The organism is Noviherbaspirillum sp. (genome assembly GCF_036563305.1).
Lineage (GTDB): Bacteria > Pseudomonadota > Gammaproteobacteria > Burkholderiales > Burkholderiaceae_D > Noviherbaspirillum.
The window spans coordinates 169,654-185,967 of sequence record NZ_DATCMQ010000012.1 but is presented as its reverse complement, the minus strand read 5'-3'; the positions used below and the strand labels follow the sequence as shown (position 1 = coordinate 185,967).

18 protein-coding genes are annotated in these 16,314 nt (G+C 65.3%); 3 read left to right on the top strand and 15 right to left on the bottom strand.

Going from position 1 to position 16,314, the window contains the following annotated elements; translation table 11 throughout:
* Positions 1–57 precede the first annotated feature (57 nt).
* The 13 genes from VIM12_RS10370 to VIM12_RS10310 form a co-directional block, all read right to left on the bottom strand.
* Positions 58–330 carry a TfoX/Sxy family DNA transformation protein gene (locus VIM12_RS10370; protein WP_331941544.1) on the bottom strand — a complete coding sequence of 91 codons (273 nt, stop codon included), beginning with the start codon at positions 328–330 and terminating at the stop codon, positions 58–60.
* On the bottom strand, positions 327–1,532 hold the full coding sequence (locus VIM12_RS10365) for a class I SAM-dependent RNA methyltransferase (protein WP_331941543.1): 1,206 nt from the start codon (positions 1,530–1,532) through the stop codon (positions 327–329). Before VIM12_RS10365 ends, VIM12_RS10370 begins: the two co-directional genes overlap by 4 nt.
* 57 nt (positions 1,533–1,589) lie before the next feature.
* Positions 1,590–2,192: a 2-hydroxychromene-2-carboxylate isomerase gene (locus VIM12_RS10360; RefSeq protein ID WP_331941542.1), complete on the bottom strand. Its 603-nt coding sequence runs from the start codon at positions 2,190–2,192 to the stop codon at positions 1,590–1,592.
* A gap of 15 nt (positions 2,193–2,207) precedes the next feature.
* Positions 2,208–2,636, bottom strand: a complete 429-nt coding sequence (locus tag VIM12_RS10355) for a CopD family protein (RefSeq protein WP_331941541.1) — start codon at positions 2,634–2,636, stop codon at positions 2,208–2,210.
* 11 nt (positions 2,637–2,647) lie between these two features.
* Positions 2,648–3,913: a glutamate-5-semialdehyde dehydrogenase gene (locus tag VIM12_RS10350; RefSeq protein ID WP_331941540.1), complete on the bottom strand. Its 1,266-nt coding sequence runs from the start codon at positions 3,911–3,913 to the stop codon at positions 2,648–2,650.
* A gap of 27 nt (positions 3,914–3,940) precedes the next feature.
* Positions 3,941–4,957 (bottom strand): DNA polymerase III subunit delta, encoded by a 1,017-nt coding sequence (gene holA / locus VIM12_RS10345; protein WP_331941539.1) that lies wholly within the window; start codon positions 4,955–4,957, stop codon positions 3,941–3,943.
* 10 nt (positions 4,958–4,967) lie between these two features.
* On the bottom strand, positions 4,968–5,462 hold the full coding sequence (lptE, locus tag VIM12_RS10340) for an LPS assembly lipoprotein LptE (protein ID WP_331941538.1): 495 nt from the start codon (positions 5,460–5,462) through the stop codon (positions 4,968–4,970).
* 13 nt (positions 5,463–5,475) lie between these two features.
* Positions 5,476–8,121: a leucine--tRNA ligase gene (gene leuS, locus VIM12_RS10335; RefSeq protein WP_331941537.1), complete on the bottom strand. Its 2,646-nt coding sequence runs from the start codon at positions 8,119–8,121 to the stop codon at positions 5,476–5,478.
* A 93-nt stretch (positions 8,122–8,214) separates the two neighbouring features.
* On the bottom strand, positions 8,215–8,541 hold the full coding sequence (locus VIM12_RS10330) for a barstar family protein (protein ID WP_331941536.1): 327 nt from the start codon (positions 8,539–8,541) through the stop codon (positions 8,215–8,217).
* A 2-nt stretch (positions 8,542–8,543) separates the two neighbouring features.
* On the bottom strand, positions 8,544–8,963 hold the full coding sequence (locus VIM12_RS10325) for a biopolymer transporter ExbD (RefSeq protein ID WP_331941535.1): 420 nt from the start codon (positions 8,961–8,963) through the stop codon (positions 8,544–8,546).
* A 9-nt stretch (positions 8,964–8,972) separates the two neighbouring features.
* The gene (locus VIM12_RS10320; RefSeq protein ID WP_331941534.1) at positions 8,973–9,650 is read right to left on the bottom strand and encodes a MotA/TolQ/ExbB proton channel family protein; all 678 of its coding nucleotides are present in this window, start codon (positions 9,648–9,650) and stop codon (positions 8,973–8,975) included.
* 194 nt (positions 9,651–9,844) lie between these two features.
* Positions 9,845–10,651: a 4-hydroxy-tetrahydrodipicolinate reductase gene (dapB, locus tag VIM12_RS10315; protein ID WP_331941533.1), complete on the bottom strand. Its 807-nt coding sequence runs from the start codon at positions 10,649–10,651 to the stop codon at positions 9,845–9,847.
* 13 nt (positions 10,652–10,664) lie between these two features.
* Complete coding sequence (locus VIM12_RS10310) at positions 10,665–11,303, bottom strand: outer membrane protein assembly factor BamE (protein WP_414691774.1); 639 nt, start codon at positions 11,301–11,303, stop codon at positions 10,665–10,667.
* A 77-nt stretch (positions 11,304–11,380) separates the two neighbouring features.
* Here VIM12_RS10310 and fur point away from each other — a divergent pair, with 77 nt between their 5' ends.
* The gene (gene fur, locus VIM12_RS10305; protein ID WP_331941532.1) at positions 11,381–11,812 is read left to right on the top strand and encodes a ferric iron uptake transcriptional regulator; all 432 of its coding nucleotides are present in this window, start codon (positions 11,381–11,383) and stop codon (positions 11,810–11,812) included.
* A 17-nt stretch (positions 11,813–11,829) separates the two neighbouring features.
* Here fur and hrcA read toward each other — a convergent pair whose 3' ends face one another.
* On the bottom strand, positions 11,830–12,843 hold the full coding sequence (hrcA, locus tag VIM12_RS10300; RefSeq protein WP_331941531.1) for a heat-inducible transcriptional repressor HrcA: 1,014 nt from the start codon (positions 12,841–12,843) through the stop codon (positions 11,830–11,832).
* 84 nt (positions 12,844–12,927) lie between these two features.
* Positions 12,928–13,626 (bottom strand): HAD family hydrolase, encoded by a 699-nt coding sequence (locus VIM12_RS10295; protein WP_331941530.1) that lies wholly within the window; start codon positions 13,624–13,626, stop codon positions 12,928–12,930.
* Between the two features lie 70 nt (positions 13,627–13,696).
* On the opposite strand from VIM12_RS10295, the gene VIM12_RS10290 reads away from it, so the two are divergent.
* Together VIM12_RS10290 and recN are read left to right on the top strand one after the other, a co-directional pair.
* Positions 13,697–14,614 carry an NAD kinase gene (locus tag VIM12_RS10290; RefSeq protein ID WP_331941529.1) on the top strand — a complete coding sequence of 306 codons (918 nt, stop codon included), beginning with the start codon at positions 13,697–13,699 and terminating at the stop codon, positions 14,612–14,614.
* 34 nt (positions 14,615–14,648) lie between these two features.
* The gene (gene recN / locus VIM12_RS10285) at positions 14,649–16,298 is read left to right on the top strand and encodes a DNA repair protein RecN (protein ID WP_331941528.1); all 1,650 of its coding nucleotides are present in this window, start codon (positions 14,649–14,651) and stop codon (positions 16,296–16,298) included.
* Positions 16,299–16,314: the final 16 nt, after the last annotated feature.

The following is a 16,314-nucleotide window of genomic DNA, read 5'->3' as shown; positions in this document are numbered from 1 at the left end:
AAGCAAAGAGAATAGCGCAAGCCTTGCGGTTTTGCTCACGGGCAGACTGCCGGGGCTTCAGGGCACGACGCCGCGCGCCTCCAGCTCGGTCAGCAGGCGCAGCCTGTCCTCGCGGGCCACCAGGCGCCAGTCCCGGCCGGACAGCGCGCCTTCGAGCGCCCATAGCAGGTTCAGGCTGGCGGGCAGGCCGCTGCGCCTGACCGCGATCCATGCGTCGACCGCGCCGCAGTCCGCCAGCGCCGCGGCATCGCGTATGCCGGCAGCCGCCAGCATGCGGGCAGACGCCGGCCCGAGGTTGGGCAGGGCCGCCAGCGATCCGGGCGGCGTCATTGCGGCTTCGGCTTCGCTTCCTCGCGCCGGTTGAAACCGGCGACCATGTCGAAGCGGAACAGCCGGCATTCGAGTGCTCCGTTGAAGAACGGGGTCTTGCGCGATTCCTTCAGGCGCAGCATTTTCGGCAGCCCGAGGTCGGCGGTGAACAGGAATACCTGCCAGCCGGCGAAGCGCTGCTTGAGCGTGCTGCTGAAGGCGCTGTAGAAAGCGGTGGCCAGCTCGTCCGGCGCCTGCGAGCGGTCGCCGCGGACCCCGATGCGTTCGCCGTAGGGCGGATTGGCGAGAATGATGCCGGGTACCGGCGAGGGCGGACGGACTTCCTGGGCATCGACCTGCTTCAGCGGGATGTCGAATGGAATCCCGGCATTCTTCAGGTTGTTCCGCGTCATGACGATCATGTCGCCGGAGATGTCGCTGCCGAACAGCGTCGGCTCGGCGGGCAGCGGGCGCGGCCTGACCTCGCCCTTGATGGCGCGCCATGCGGCGGCGTCGAAATCCTGGAATTTCTCGAAGGCGAAAGCGCGGTTCGCGCCGGGCGGTATGCCGGCCAGGATCTGCGCCGCCTCGATCAGGATGGTGCCCGAACCGCACATCGGGTCGAACAGGACGGTGCCGGGCTTCCATCCCGCCGCCCGCAGCAGGCCCGCCGCCAGGTTCTCGCGCAGCGGCGCGTCGCCGGTCTCCTGGCGCCAGCCGCGCTTGAACAGCGCCTCGCCGGAGGTATCCAGGTAGATCGTGTAGTTGTGGGCGTCGAGGAAGCCGGCGATCCGGATGTCGGGCGTGCGGGTGTTGACGGAGGGCCGCTTGCCGTAGAGGTCGCGGAAGCGGTCGCACACCGCGTCCTTGATCTTCAGCGTCGTGAACTCCAGGCTCTTCAGCGGCGACTTGATGGCGTTCAGGTCGATGCGGATCGTCCGGTCCACGTCGAACCATTCCTCCCAGGGCTGCGCCAGCGTGAGGTCGTAGATGGCGTTCTCGTTCGTGTAGCCACCCTGCGCAATGCGCAGCAGGATGCGCGAGGCGATGCGCGAGTGCAGGTTGAGCCGGTAACTGTCCTCCAGCGTCCCGGAACAGTGCACGCCGCCCGGCACCTGGTTGTGCACCTTGAGCGTGCGGCTGTGCTGCGCGATCTCGCCGATCTCCTCCGCGAGTGCGGCTTCGAGCCCGCGAGGGCAGGGGCAGAAATAGGAATATGCCATGGGGAACCCTTTATCCGTTGATTGACCGGCCAGGCCGGTGTTGTCCTTCGTGTCCTGCTAACGCGACAGCGCGCGCTCCAGGAAATCCAGTCGGTCCTGCCCCCAGTACGGCTCGCCGTCGAGCACATACCAGGGCGAACCGAACACGTTGGCGGCAACCGCCTCGGTGGTATTGCGTTCGTATGTCGTACCGGCGGCCGGCGAGCCCGCCTCGTCGAGCAGGCGCTGGCCGTCCAGTCCCTGGTTGCCGGCGATCGCCGCGAGCGTCGCCGCGTCCGCGATATTGCGCTCTTCCGCCCACAGCGCGCGCATCACCGCGCCTGCCAGTTCGAAGGCGGCGTCATGCCCGTATGCGGCCTCTGCCGCGATAATCAGGCGGGCGGCCGGTTCTCCCGCCACCGGAAAATACTTCGGCTGCAGCGTCAGCGGAATGTCGAGGAATTCGCTCCAGCGCCGGAGTTCGACCAGGCGGTAGGCCTGGCGCTGCGGCGGCCGCTTGGCCAGCGGCACGCCGCCGGACACATCGAATACCTTGCCGAGGTCACAGGGTTTCATCTCGATCCGGGCACCGTGCTGCCGCGCGATCGCGCCCAGGCGGGCGTGGCCGAGATAGGTCCACGGCGACTGCGGGGAAAAGAAATACTGGCAGAGCTTGCCCATGCGATTCTCCAGCTATCAGAACGGCTTGACGATGACCAGGATGACGATGGCCAGCAGCACCAGGGCCGGGACTTCATTGAACCAGCGGAACCAGGTGTGGCCGCGCGTGTTTGCCCCGCGTTCGAACTTCTTCAGCAGCGCGCCGCAGGCATGGTGGTAGCCGATCAGGAGCACCACCAGCGCCAGCTTGGCATGCAGCCAGCCGTTGCCCGGCCCCTTGCCGACGCCGTAGCCCAGCCACAACCAAAGGCCAAGCACCAGCGCCGGCAACGCCAGCATGCCCATGAAACGGTAGAGCTTGCGCGCCATCAGCAGCAGGCGGGCATGCGCCGCCGGCTCGGTCTCCATGGCCAGGTTGACGAAGATGCGCGGCAGGTAGAACAGGCCGGCGAACCAGGAGGCGACGAAGAACAGGTGCAGCGCCTTGACCCAGAGGTATCCCATGAGCGCCGCGCCTATTGCCGGACTTCGCCGTGGCCGAACACCACGTATTTCAGCGACGTCAGGCCTTCCAGCCCGACCGGTCCGCGCGCATGCAGCTTGTCGTTGGAGATGCCGATCTCCGCGCCGAGGCCGTACTCGAAACCATCGGCGAAACGCGTGGAAGCGTTCACCATCACCGACGCGGAATCGACCTCGCGCAGGAAACGCATGGCGCGGGTGTAATCCTCGGTGACAATCGCGTCGGTATGCTGGGAGGAGTAGGTGTTGATATGCTCGATCGCCTCGCCCGCGTCCTCGACGATCCTTATCGCGAGGACGGGGGCGAGGTATTCGGTGCGCCAGTCCTCTTCGCTCGCCGCGGCCAGGCGCGGATAGCCCGACAGTATTTTCATGGCCGCCGGATCGGCGCGCAGTTCCACTTCCTTGCTGCCGTACAGCTCGGCCAGTTTCGGCAGGACGTCGGGCGCGATGGCGCGCGCCACCAGCAGGGTTTCCATCGTGTTGCAGGTGCCGTAGCGATGGCACTTGGCGTTGAAGGCGATCTTCAGCGCCTTGTCGATGTCGGCCTTGTCGTCGATGTACACATGGCAGATGCCGTCCAGGTGCTTGATCATCGGCACCTTGGATTCCTTCATCAGGCGCTCGATGAGCCCCTTGCCGCCGCGCGGCACGATCACGTCCACGAACTGCGGCATGGTGATCAGCTCGCCGACCGCCGCCCGGTCGGTGGTCTCGATGATCTGGACCGCGTCCTGCGGCAGGCCGGCGCCCGCCAGGCCTTCCTTCACCAGGGCGGCAAGCGCCTGGTTGCAGTGGATGGCTTCCGAGCCGCCGCGCAGGATGGTCGCATTGCCGCTCTTGATGCAGAGGCCGGCGGCATCGACCGTGACGTTCGGCCGGGCTTCATAGATGATGCCGATGACGCCGAGCGGTACCCGCATCTGTCCGACCTGTATGCCGGTCGGCCGGTATTTCATGTTGGAGATCTCGCCGATAGGATCGGGCAACGACGCGATCTGCTCGAGGCCCTCGGCCATCGTGGCGATCGCCTTGTCGGACAGCGTCAGCCGGTCCAGCATCGCCTCGGCCAGCCCGTTCGCCCGGGCCGCGTCGAGGTCGCGCCGGTTGGCGGCGCGCAAGGCATCGGTTTCGCGCCGGATCGCCGCTGCGATGCGCGCGAGCGCCTGGTTCCTGGCATTGGTATCGGCCTTGGCCATCGCCCGCGACGCGGCACGCGCCCGCTGCCCGACTTCCGTCATGTAGTGCTTGATATCCATGCTTCCGCCCCGTTATCTCCGTTCGTATCAGGCCCGTGCGACTTTCAGGCCAAGCTGCAGCAAGGCGTCCCAGGCATCGCCCGCGAACGCCTTCGCCCGCAGGCCCTTGACCATCTTATCGATTTGCGCCGCTTCCTGCAGTGCCGCCTCCAGCAGCGGCAGCCTCAGCCGGCGCAGCGCCGGCTCCATCAGTTTCTCGCGCGGGCCCCAGATCCGGTACTCCTTCAACAGCACGCCGACCGGCTTGCCCTGCGCCGCGCCGGCCTTCAGCTTGAGCAGGGTGCGGATCTCCTCCGCCATCGCCCACAGCACCAGCGGCAGCGCTTCCCCTTCGCCCTTCAGCCCCTCGATCATGCGGACCAGTCGCGCGCAATCGCCTGCCAGCATCGCTTCGTTCAGCTTGAAGACATCGTAGCGCGCGACGTTCAGCACCGCGTCCTGGACCTGTTCGAAATCGAGGTTGCCCTCGGGATAAAGCAGCGCCAGCTTCTGTATCTCCTGGTGCGCGGCCAGCAGGTTGCCTTCCACGCGATCCGCAATGAAGTCGATGCTCTGGCGGTCGGCGCGCTGCTTCTGGGCCGCGAGCCGGGCGCCGATCCAGTTAGGCAGGTGCGCCCGCTCCACCAGCGGAATGTCGATGTAGACCGCGGCGCGCTGCAGCGCCGCCACCCAGGCGCTCTTGGCGGTCTGCCAGTCGAGCCTGGGCAGCGTGACCAGGGTCAGGTTGTCGGGGTTGAGCGCGGCGGCGTAGTCCTGCAGCGCCTGGCCGCCATCCTTGCCCGGCTTGCCGGTCGGGATGCGCAGTTCGATCAGCTTGCGGTCGCCGAACAGCGACTGCGACTGGTTGGCGGCGAGCAGCTCGCCCCACTTGAAGCTGCGGTCGACGACGAGCACTTCACGCTCGGTGAAGCCTTGCGCGCGCGCGGCCTTGCGGATCTTGTCAGCGGCCTCCAGTGCAAGCAGGTGCTCATCGCTGCTGATCACGTACAGCGGCGACAGCGTCTTCGACAATTGCGCATCCAGCGCATCCAGCCGCAGTTGCATGAATGTTCCGTCAGGCCGGTTTCAGCGCCGCCATCCGGCGCAGGATCTGCTGCACGACGTCGGACTGCATGTCGCGGTAGAGCATTTCTTCCTCCTTCTCCTTCGCGATCACCTGCGACTCGTTGAAGGTGATGTCGCGCTTGAGCGTCATGTCCGCCGGCGCCAGCACCTCGGCGCCCTTGGCGTCGATCATCCTGAAGCGCACCGTGTAGTAGATCGAATAGTCGCGCACGCGGCCCTGGGAGTTCAGCGACAGGGTCGCGCGATCGCGCCGTTCCGACAGGATTTCCAGCGTCACCTCCGCGCTTTTGGGGTCGGGCGCAAGCTCGACGTCGTTGGCGCGGATGTAGCGCCGCAGTTCCACTCCCAGGCTGCCAGTGGTGCCGGCGCCGAGATGAACCGACTTGAACGGCAGCACGCCGCGTCCGCCGGTGCCCCGCAGCTGGAAGCCGCAGGCGGAGAGGGTGAGGGCGCTGAACGACAGCAGGAAGCGACGGCGTTTCATGGGCAACTCCTGCTCAGGCCACGATGTTGACGAGCTTGCCAGGCACCACGATCACCTTCTTCGGCGTGCCCTCGACAAATTTCTTCACGTTCTCGTTCGCCAGCGCGGCCGCTTCAATGGCCGCCTTGTCGGCAGCCTTGGCCACCTTCACGCTGCCGCGCAGCTTGCCGTTGACCTGCACCATCAGCTCGATCTCGGCCTGTTCCAGCGCGGCCGCATCGACCTGCGGCCAGGCCGCGTCGAGGATGTCGCCGAAGCGCTGCGCGTAGCCGAGCTGCCGCCACAGCACATGGGTGATGTGCGGCGCCACCGGATTCAGCACCCGCAGGAAGATCGAGAAGCCCTCGGCGATCACCGCATCCGTCGCGGGCCCGTCTTCCAGTTTTGCCGCTTCCAGGGTGTTCAGCATCTTCATGCAGGCAGACACCACGGTGTTGTACTGGATGCGCTTGAAGTCGTGTTCGGCCTGCTGCAGGATCTTGTGGATCTCGCGCCGCAATGTCTTGTGCGGCTCCGGCAGTTCCGCCGGCAGCTGGCCCGCTGTAGCGATGCGTTCCGCCTGCGTGGCGCCGAACGCCCAGACGCGGCGCAGGAAGCGGTTCGCCCCTTCGACGCCGGCGCCCGACCACTCCAGCGTCTGTTCCGGCGGTGACGCGAACATCGTGAAAAGGCGTGCGGTATCGGCGCCGTACTGGTCGATCTGTGCCTGCGGATCGATGCCGTTGTTCTTCGATTTCGACATCTTCTCGGTACCGCCGATCTCTACCGGCCGGCCGTCCGCCTTGAGCATCGCGGAGACCGGACGGCCCTTGTCGTCGAAGCTGAGTTCGACGTCGGCCGGGTTGAACCAGGTCTTCTTGCCCGATGCGTCCTCACGGTAGTAGGTCTCGTTGAGCACCATGCCCTGGGTGAGCAGGTTGACGAAGGGCTCGTCGAACTTCAGCAGGCCGAAATCGCGCATGACCTTGGTCCAGAAGCGTGCGTACAGCAGGTGCAGCACCGCATGCTCGATGCCGCCGATGTACTGGTCCATCGGCATCCAGTAGTCGTTGCGCGCATCGACCATCGCCTCGTTACTGCCAGGCGAGCAGTAGCGCATGTAGTACCAGGACGAATCGACGAAGGTGTCCATCGTGTCCGTCTCGCGCCGCGCCGGCCTGCCGCATTGCGGGCAGTCGACGTGCAGGAATTTCTCGTGCTTGTTGAGCGGGTTGCCGCTGCCGTCCGGCACGCAGTCTTCCGGCAGCACCACCGGCAGGTCTTTCTCCGGCACCGGCACGTCGCCGCAGGTGCCGCAGTGAATCATCGGGATCGGCGTGCCCCAGTAGCGCTGGCGCGAGATGCCCCAGTCGCGCAGCCGGTAGGTCACCTTCTTTTCGCCGATGCCCTTGGCCTCGAGGTCCGCGGCAACCGCATCGACCGCCGCCTGGTAGTCCAGTCCGTCGTACTTGCCGGAATTGATGCTGCGGCCATTCTCCTTGTCCGCATACCACTCCTGCCAGGCCTGCGTCGAGTAGGTCTTGCCCTCGACCGCCACCACCTGCTTGATCGGCAAATCGTATTTCAGCGCGAACGCGAAGTCGCGTTCGTCGTGCGCGGGCACGCCCATGACGGCGCCGTCACCGTAGGTGATCAGCACGTAGTTGCCGACCCAGACCTCGACCTGCTCGCCGGTCAGCGGATGGGTGACGAACAGGCCGGTGGGCATGCCCTTCTTTTCCATCGTCGCCATGTCGGCCTCGATCACGCTGCCCTTCTTGCATTCCGCGATGAAGTCGGCAAGGGCGGGGTTCGACTGCGCGGCGTGGGTGGCGAGCGCATGTTCGGGCGCGACCGCGCAGAACGTCACGCCCATGATCGTGTCGGCCCGCGTGGTGAAGACCCAGAGCTTGCCGTCGCTGATCGGTCCGCCGTCGGCGCCCTTGATCTGGTGGGTGAATGCGAAGCGCACGCCGGTCGACTTGCCGATCCAGTTCGCCTGCATGATGCGCACGCGCTCGGGCCAGCCCGGGAGCCTGCTTTCGACGTGCTCCAGCAGCTCTTCGGCGTAGGCGGTGATGCGGGCGTAGTACATCGGGATCTCGCGCTTCTCGATCAGCGCGCCCGAGCGCCAGCCGCGCCCGTCGATGACCTGCTCGTTGGCCAGCACGGTCTGGTCGACCGGATCCCAGTTCACGGTACCGGTCTTCTTGTAGATGACGCCCTTCTCGAGCATCTTCAGGAACATCCACTGGTTCCACTTGTAGTAGTCCGGCTTGCAGGCGGTCATCTCGCGCGACCAGTCGATCGCCAGGCCCATCGCCTGCATCTGCTTCTTCATGTACTCGATGTTCGAGTAGGTCCACTGCGCCGGCGGCACGCCGTTGGCCATCGCCGCGTTCTCCGCCGGCATGCCGAACGCATCCCACCCCATCGGCATCAGCACGTTGTAGCCGTTCATCCGCAGGTAGCGGTACATCACGTCGTTGATGGTGTAGTTGCGCACATGGCCCATGTGCAGCTTGCCCGACGGGTAGGGAAGCATCGAGCAGGCGTAGAACTTCGGCTTGTCCTTGCCGTTCCGGTCCTTCGCGTGCTCGACGGTGCGGTAGGCGTCGATCGCCTGCCAATGGTCTTGCGCCGCCTTTTCGACTTCGCCGGGAATGTATTTCTCTTGCATGACGGGGCTTGCTGAAAGTGGAATTGAACCCGTGATTATACTGGTTCAAATCGCGTCGTTGCGCTCCGGGCAACTGCGAATTTCAGTGCAAGATCAGCGCAGAACGAGCAGCAAAGCGGGTTTTTCGCCGTGTTCGGCGCAAAGGGTGTTGACTTCGTCCACGCAGTCCTGCAAGGCCTGGAGAATGTGCGGGGCGCGCCGGCGCAGCGTGTCGGCGGCGCCCACCTCGATCTCGAGCATCTCGTCGGCCGCGAGCACAAAACTTGTCATGTCGTCATCGTCGCGCAGGCCGCTCATGCAGTCGACCCACGCGTCCATGTTGCGGCCGTAGTAATCGGGGAAGCCGAACGCGGTCCGGCATGCGTCGTGGAATGCGGCCCAGCCGTCGATGCGCCCGCCGTCGAGGAATGCATGCGCCATCCCTATTTCTCCCGGCTCTCGGTGACGAAACCGATCTTCGTCATGCCGCTGCGTTGCGCGGCGGCCATCACCTGCGCGATCGTCTCATAGCGGGTGTCACGGTCCGCGCGCAGCAGCAGTTCGGGCTGCGGCTCCCTCTTCGCCGCTTCCGCCAGGCGCGCCCCGAGCATGTCCATTGCCACCGCCTCATTGTTCCAGTAGGGCTGGCCGGCGGCGTCGACCGACAACGCAATCGCATCCGGCTGCTGGGGCGCGGGCGCGGCCTGCGCGGCCGGCAGTTCCAGTTTTACCGCATGGGTGAACAAGGGTGCCGCGATGATGAAGATGACCAGCAGCACCAGCATCACGTCGACCATGGGCGTGACATTGATCTCCGCCATGGGAGCCGGTTGCCGGTTGTCGTTGAATCCGCCGAATGCCATTGTGTTTCCCTATTTGCCGACGCGGGCGCCGGTGGTCAGGTATGCATGCAGGTCGTGCGCGAAACCGTCCAGTTCGGCCAGTGTAAGCCGGTTCACACGGGTGAAGGCGTTATAGGCAAGCACCGCCGGAATCGCGACCACCAGCCCGAGCGCGGTCATGACCAGCGCTTCGCCGACCGGTCCGGCGACCTTGTCGATCTGGATCGTGCCGCTGGAGGAGACCGCGCCCAGCGCATGATAGATCCCCCAGACCGTGCCGAACAGGCCGACGAACGGGGCCGTGGACCCGACCGAGGCCAGCAGCGTCAGGCCACTTTCCAACCGGGCCGACACCCGATTGATCTCCTGCCGCAATGTGCGCGTGATCAGCTCGCCGGGATCGCTGGTCGCATCAAGGGACCCCGCCTGCCGCCGCATGTTCGCGGCCTCCACGCCCTGCGCGGCGAGCGGCGCATATACCTGCTCGCGGTCGGCGTCGCGCATGATGGCGACGGCGTCCTGCAGCGTGGGCGCCTTCCAGAAGCGTTCCAGCGCGCCCGCGCTGCGGCGGATGCGCCAGGAACTCCAGGACTTGGAGAAGATGTAGTACCAGCTTGCGACCGACATCAGCAGCAGCAGGTAGGCCACGGCGTGGCTTACCGCGTCTCCCTGGGCCCAGTAATGCGCGAATCCGGTGGTGTCGTTCATGGCGTCGTCAGGTGATGGATCGATCCAGAGTGTAAACGCAATGCAGGGCCGGTACCACCGGTCAAAGGTTGACGCGCCGTTTGAGGCCGGAGCGGACGAAAGAGAGGGGGCAGGGCCGCCGGACAGAAGGGGAAGCGCGGCCTGCGGCCTCGTGGCGGGCGTTGTCGGCCCGCCCCGGCTGGCGCGGCATGCTGCTAGCGCAGGTTCAGCACGTCCTGCATGTCGAACAGGCCATGCGGCTTGTCCGCGAGGAAGCGGGCGGCGCGCAGGCTGCCATGGGCATAACTGAGACGGCTGGAAGACTTGTGGCTGATCTCGATGCGCTCGCCGATGCCGGCGAAAAGTACCGTGTGGTCGCCGACGATGTCCCCGCCGCGGATGGTGGCGAAGCCGATCGACGACGGATCGCGTTCCCCGGTCACGCCTTCGCGCGCATAGACGGCGCAGTCCTTCAGGTCGCGTCCGAGGGCGTCGGCGATTACTTCGCCCATCTTCAGTGCGGTGCCGGACGGCGCATCGACCTTGTGCCGGTGATGCGCTTCGATGATCTCGATGTCATAGCCCTGTGAAAAGCGCTTTGCCGCCATCTCGAGCAGCTTCAGCGTGACATTGACGCCGACGCTCATGTTCGGCGCGAAGACGATGGCGGTCCTCTTTGCGGCCGCGGCGATCGCGGCCTTGCCCGCCTCATCGAAGCCGGTGGTGCCGATGATCATCTTGATCCCGTGCGCCGCGCAGTATTCCAGGTGCTGCAACGTGCCTTCCGGCCGGGTGAAGTCGATCAGGAAGCCGGCGTGCGCAAGGCCCTTGGCCAGGTCGCTCTCGATCGCCACGCCGGCGGGCTTGCCGAGGAAGGCGGCGGCATCGCTGCCGATCCCCGGCGCGGCGGCGACGTCAAGGGCCCCGGCCAGCCGGGCGTCTTCCGCCGCAACGATGGTTTCGATCAGCATGCGGCCCATGCGACCGGACGCGCCGGCCACCGCGATATTCATTGTCGTCATGGAGATTCCGCCCTTATTTTCTGTCGGCGATGTATGAAAGGTATTCCTGCTCGGTCGGCAGCGAGTCGCCGCCGTCGATGGCGGCCAGGCGATTGTCCTTGAAGTGGACCGTGACCCGGCTGGAGATCACCTCGCCGTTCCGCTTCTTCAGGCGGAAGACGTAGTCCCAGCGCTCGTCGTGGAAGATGTCGGTGACCAGCGGCGTCCCGAGGGCAAAACGTACCTGCTCGGGTGTCACCCCTCCCGGCCGCTGTATGCCTTCCTTCAACTGCGCGATCATTTCGCGCGATACGAAGTTGCCCTGCTGGATGTCGATCTTGTAGGGAGACAGGAAACCGAGGAAGCGCTGGATGCCGGTCGGTCCGGTCGTCACCACGCCATTGTTGCCGTTGTTGCTGCTTGCGGGCGGTTCCGCGCGGCTGGCGGTTGCGGGCGCGGCAGGCGCAGAATCGGTGGCGGTGGCGGTGGCGGTGGCGGTGGCGGCGACGGGCGCGGCCGTCGCCGGTGCCGGCGCAGACGGTGCCTTTGCAGCCGGAGCCGGTTCGTCGATCAGCGGGTTCTTCGATGCGCACCCGGCGAGGGCGGCGGCAACGGCAAGCAGGACCACGCCGGCGGCGGTCTTGCGATCAGAGCGGACGAACGGCATTTGCATGTTGAATTCTCAATTCGTTGAGCAATTGGGGCAAAACGCTATATGATAAAGCAGATAACCGCGTTCCGACCAACAACATGCCCAGCAATTCCTCCGATCTGAAGGCCAGCGGCCTCAAGGCTACCCTGCCGCGACTGAAGATCCTCGACATATTCCAGAACAGCCCCGTGCGGCATCTCAGCGCCGAGGACGTCTACAAGATCCTGCTTACCGAGAACCTGGACGTGGGCCTGGCGACGGTGTACCGGGTGCTGACCCAGTTCGAGCAGGCAGGGCTGTTGCATCGCAATCATTTCGAAACCGGCAAGGCCGTGTTCGAGCTGAACCAGGGGTCGCACCATGACCATCTGGTCTGCCTGGATTGCGGCAGGGTGGAGGAATTCTTCGACGAGGAAATCGAGAAGCGCCAGCAGACCATTGCCGCAGACCGTGGCTTTTCGATTGCCGAACATGCGCTTGCCCTTTACGGGCACTGCACGAAAACCGACTGTCCGCATCGCAACCGCTGACCGCCGGCGCGCGCTCCTCAGGAGTGACTGAATGCGTTCGACAGCAGCTTGGCGGTGATGTCGACGATCGGGATTACCCGTTCGTAGGCCATGCGCGTCGGGCCAATCACGCCCAACGTGCCGACCACCTTGCCATTGGCGCCATAGGGCGCGGTCACCAGGCTCATTTCCTCTACCGGCATCAGGTGGGATTCCCCGCCGATGAAGATCTGCACGCCGGTCGCCTTGCTCGACACGTCCAGCAACTGCATCAGTCCGGTCTTCTGCTCGAACAGATCGAACAGCTTGCGCAGCGACGTCATGTTTGATGCAAGATCGGTGACGCTGAGGAGGTTGCGTTCGCCGGAGATCACGACGCCGTCATCCTCGGCCATCGCGTCGCTGCCGGCCTCGACCGCCGCCTGCATCAGGGCGGTCATGTCGTCGCGCAGCTGGCGCAACTCGCCCTGCAATCGGTTGCGGACCTGGTCGAAGCTCTGGCCGGAATAATGCTGATTGATGTAGTTGGCGGCCTGGACCAGCTGTGACGGGGAGTAGTCGGCATCCGTCAGCAGCAACCGGTTCTGCACGTCGCCGCTTGGCGACACGATCACCAGCAGGATGCGTTTCTCGGACAGCCGCAGGAATTCAACCTGCTGGAACGTCAGGTCATGCTTGGGCGTCATCACCACGCCGGCGAATTGCGATAGCGAGGACAGCACCTGGGCGGCGTTGGCGATGATTTTCTGGGGGGTCTTGCTTTGCAACTGCAGGCGGGATTCCAACGCGCTTTCGTCAATCGGCTGCACGGTCAGCAGGGTGTCGACGAAGAGGCGGTAGCCGCGCGGCGTCGGCACGCGTCCGGCAGAGGTATGCGGGCTGGCGACGAAACCCATTTCCTCCAGATCCGCCATGATGTTGCGGATGGTGGCGGGCGACAGGTCGAGTCCCGAGATTTTCGACAGTGCGCGAGACCCCACCGGCTGACCGTCGGCGATGTATCTTTCGACAAGTGCCTTCAGCAATGTCTGGGCGCGGGTATCGAGTTGCATGTCGGTATTCTAGCGAGGCCTTTCCATGGCCGCCACCTCCTGTTGCACAGAGGTTGCGACGTCCGCTTGAGCGTTGTCAGTTTCCTACCTTTCCGCTGCAAGCCATTGATCCAGTTCATCCAGGGTATTGCACACCAGGTCGGCCTGCAGTCCTTCCGGCGGCGCCTCGACCGTGCCTCGTCCGGGCCGCCGTATCCACGCCGCACGCAGTCCTGCCTGCTGCGCGCCCCGGACATCGAGCATGGGGTCGTCCCCCACGTAGATGGCTTCTGCCGGCGCCACCTTCAGGCTGTTGCAGGCGGCAAGGAAGATGGCCGGATCCGGTTTGGCGCGCCCGAACTGCCATGCCGCGATCGACACTTCAAAGAAATGTGCCAGGCCGATCGCGTCGAGATCGGCAACGCCATTCGAGATCGTCCCCAGCAGATGGCGACGGCCGAGGCGCTCCAGTGCCGGACGCACATCGTGATACGGCTCCACCTCGTTCCGGGCCCGCGAAAAGACTTCCATCGCCTTTCCCGCCAGCGCCGGATCTTCGCCGGCGTCGGCGAAGGCCTCGGTCAGCACCGCGTGGCGCAGGGCGCGAAGGTCGAGCTGGTACACCGGGTCGCTGTGCATCAACTGCTGCCGCCGCTCCCGCATGGCGTCAATCGACACCCGGGCCGCGACGCGCGGTGCGTGCTGGCACAGCCAGTCGTACATCAGGCTTTCGGCGCGCTTGATGACCGGCAGGATCGGCCACAGGGTATCGTCGAGGTCGAACAGGACTGCCTTGATTTTCATATGCGGATGCGCGTGGGCGCTTCAATGGGTGTTCTGTAACGGATGTCCAAATTATGTTCTAATCTCCGCCATGTTGCCTTCCCAGCCACTTCCCGATGCCACGCAGTTCAAGACGGTCGCCATTGTCGGCAAGTACATGGCCGCCGGTATCCAGGATTCGCTTTCCGAAATAGCTGCCTTCCTGGCGGGGGCCGGGTATCGCGTTGCGCTGGAAGCCGAAACCGCCCGCAATGTTTCCCTTCCGGGAGCCACGGCCATGACCCCGGCGGAGATCGGCGCCCATGCCGATGTCGCGATCGTCGTCGGCGGCGACGGTACGATGCTCGGCATCGCCCGCCAGCTCGCCCCTTACCGGATACCGCTGATCGGTATCAACCAGGGCCGCCTCGGCTTCATGACCGATATTTCCCAGGAAGGAATGATTCCCGTCCTGGCCGATATGCTTGCGGGAAAACGCGAGTCCGAACAGCGTTCGCTACTGGAAGGCACGGTCATGCGGGAGGGGCAGCAGATATTCCATGCGCTGGCCTTCAACGATGTGGTGGTGTCCCGCGGGCCGACGACCGGCATGGCGGAACTGAAGGTCGAAGTCGATGGACACTTCATGTACAACCAGCGTTCCGACGGCCTGATCGTGTCGACGCCCACCGGCTCGACCGCCTATGCATTGTCGGCCGGCGGTCCGTTGCTCCATCCCAGCCTGTCCGGCATCGTGCTCGTACCGATTGCGCCGCATGCGCTTTCCAACCGGCCGATCGTGGTGCCGGATGCCAGCACCATCGTGATCGAGATCATGGGCGGACGGGACATCAGCGTCAATTTCGACATGCAATCGCTCGCCAGCCTGCGCCACCACGACAGGATTTTCGTGCGCCGCTCCGCGCACGCGATCACCTTTCTCCATCCTCAGGGCTGGAGCTACTACGACACGTTGCGCGAGAAGTTGCACTGGCACGAATATCCGTCGGTCGCCGGGCAGTTAAAATAGCCGGCTTGCCGTTGCCCAGGACTAGATCGCCAACATGCTTCGCACCCTTTCCATCCGCGACTTCGTCATCGTCGATGCCATCGAACTCGAGTTCGCTCCGGGCTTTACTGTCTTCACCGGCGAAACCGGCGCCGGCAAGTCGATCCTGATCGATGCCCTGGCCCTTGCGCTCGGCGGCCGCGGCGACGCCAGCGTGGTGCGGGAAGGGGCGCAGCGCACCGACATCACCGCCGAGTTCGCCGCCGGCGCCGCGGCCGACGCCTGGCTGGAGGAACATGCTTTTGTCAACGACGACGGCGGGGTGCTGCTGCGGCGGGTGATCGACAATGCCGGCCGCTCCCGGGCCTACATCAACGGCATCAGCGCCACCGCCTCGCAGTTGCGGGAGCTGGGTGAAATGCTGGTCGACATCCACGGGCAGCATGCGCATCAGTCGCTGCTCAAGACCGACGCGCAGCGCGTGCTGCTGGACAGCCAGGCCGGCTTGCAGGAAGAAGCGCGGGCGGTGGCCGCGGCTTACAAGGCATGGCGCGCCCTGGCGCGGCAACTGGACGAATTCGAGGCGAACGCCAAGAACGTGCTGCTCGAGCGCGAGCGGCTCGAGTGGCAGGTGGGCGAGCTGGAGAAGCTGGCCGTCAAGCCGGGCGAGTGGGGCGAAGTCAGCAACGAACACAGCCGGCTTGCCCACGCGGCCAGCCTGATCGAAGGTGCTCAGGAAGCGCTGGACGCCCTGTCCGAGTCCGACGCCGGCCCGATGCTTTCGCAACTCACGGCGATGACCCTCAAGCTGGGCAAGCTGGCCGACATCGACGCTGCGCTGAAGCCGGTGGTCGAGGCGCTCGAGCCGGCCCGCATCCAGCTGCAGGAGGCGGTCTACTCGCTCAACGACTACCTTGGCCGTGTCGAGCTGGATCCCGATCGGCTGCACGAGGTGGAAGCGCGCATGGACGCGATCCATTCCACCGCACGCAAGTTCCATGTCGCCCCCGAAGACCTGCACCTGGAGTACGAAAGCCTGTCTGCGCAGCTGCGGCAGCTGGCCGACGCCACCGATCTCGACGCGTTGCGCGGGCAGGAGCAGAAGCTGAAAGCGGCCTATCTTGCCGCGGCGGGCAAGCTGTCGAAGGCGCGCGCGGCAGCCGCGAAGGCGCTGGGTACGGCGGTCACGGACGCGATGCAGGAACTGAGCATGTCGGGCGGCCGTTTCGAGGTGGCCCTGCATCCCTGCGAGCCGGCCAGCTACGGTGTCGAGCAGGTCGAATTCCTGGTTGCCGCTCATGCGGGCACATCGCCGCGGCCGCTGGCAAAGGTGGCGTCCGGCGGCGAGCTCGCGCGGATCTCCCTGGCGATTTCCGTCATCACGTCGAGCTCGACGGCGACGCCGACTCTGATCTTCGATGAGGTAGACAGCGGAATCGGCGGCGGCGTCGCGGAAGTGGTCGGACGTCTGCTGAAGCGTCTCGGCCAGGCCAGCCAGGTGCTGTGCGTCACGCACCTGCCGCAGGTGGCAAGCCAGGCCAACCAGCATTTCCAGGTGAGCAAGCGCAGCGACGGCGGCAAGACCGTTTCCAGCATCGATGCGCTCGACACCAAGGCGCGCGTCGAAGAGATCGCACGGATGCTCGGCGGAATCGAGATCACGGCCACTACCCGCAAACACGCGCGCGAACTGCTCGCCTCCTGATCCACTCGACAAGAAG

Bases quoted from the DNA above. Each gene is read 5' to 3' on its own strand.
- VIM12_RS10370 (WP_331941544.1), bottom strand. From the start codon at position 330: ATGACGCCGCCCGGATCGCTGGCGGCCCTGCCCAACCTCGGGCCGGCG.
- VIM12_RS10365 (WP_331941543.1), bottom strand. From the start codon at position 1,532: ATGGCATATTCCTATTTCTGCCCCTGCCCTCGCGGGCTCGAAGCCGCA.
- VIM12_RS10360 (WP_331941542.1), bottom strand. From the start codon at position 2,192: ATGGGCAAGCTCTGCCAGTATTTCTTTTCCCCGCAGTCGCCGTGGACC.
- VIM12_RS10355 (WP_331941541.1), bottom strand. From the start codon at position 2,636: ATGGGATACCTCTGGGTCAAGGCGCTGCACCTGTTCTTCGTCGCCTCC.
- VIM12_RS10350 (WP_331941540.1), bottom strand. From the start codon at position 3,913: ATGGATATCAAGCACTACATGACGGAAGTCGGGCAGCGGGCGCGTGCC.
- holA (WP_331941539.1), bottom strand. From the start codon at position 4,957: ATGCAACTGCGGCTGGATGCGCTGGATGCGCAATTGTCGAAGACGCTG.
- lptE (WP_331941538.1), bottom strand. From the start codon at position 5,462: ATGAAACGCCGTCGCTTCCTGCTGTCGTTCAGCGCCCTCACCCTCTCC.
- leuS (WP_331941537.1), bottom strand. From the start codon at position 8,121: ATGCAAGAGAAATACATTCCCGGCGAAGTCGAAAAGGCGGCGCAAGAC.
- VIM12_RS10330 (WP_331941536.1), bottom strand. From the start codon at position 8,541: ATGGCGCATGCATTCCTCGACGGCGGGCGCATCGACGGCTGGGCCGCA.
- VIM12_RS10325 (WP_331941535.1), bottom strand. From the start codon at position 8,963: ATGGCATTCGGCGGATTCAACGACAACCGGCAACCGGCTCCCATGGCG.
- VIM12_RS10320 (WP_331941534.1), bottom strand. From the start codon at position 9,650: ATGAACGACACCACCGGATTCGCGCATTACTGGGCCCAGGGAGACGCG.
- dapB (WP_331941533.1), bottom strand. From the start codon at position 10,651: ATGACGACAATGAATATCGCGGTGGCCGGCGCGTCCGGTCGCATGGGC.
- VIM12_RS10310 (WP_414691774.1), bottom strand. From the start codon at position 11,303: ATGCAAATGCCGTTCGTCCGCTCTGATCGCAAGACCGCCGCCGGCGTG.
- fur (WP_331941532.1), top strand. From the start codon at position 11,381: ATGCCCAGCAATTCCTCCGATCTGAAGGCCAGCGGCCTCAAGGCTACC.
- hrcA (WP_331941531.1), bottom strand. From the start codon at position 12,843: ATGCAACTCGATACCCGCGCCCAGACATTGCTGAAGGCACTTGTCGAA.
- VIM12_RS10295 (WP_331941530.1), bottom strand. From the start codon at position 13,626: ATGAAAATCAAGGCAGTCCTGTTCGACCTCGACGATACCCTGTGGCCG.
- VIM12_RS10290 (WP_331941529.1), top strand. From the start codon at position 13,697: ATGTTGCCTTCCCAGCCACTTCCCGATGCCACGCAGTTCAAGACGGTC.
- recN (WP_331941528.1), top strand. From the start codon at position 14,649: ATGCTTCGCACCCTTTCCATCCGCGACTTCGTCATCGTCGATGCCATC.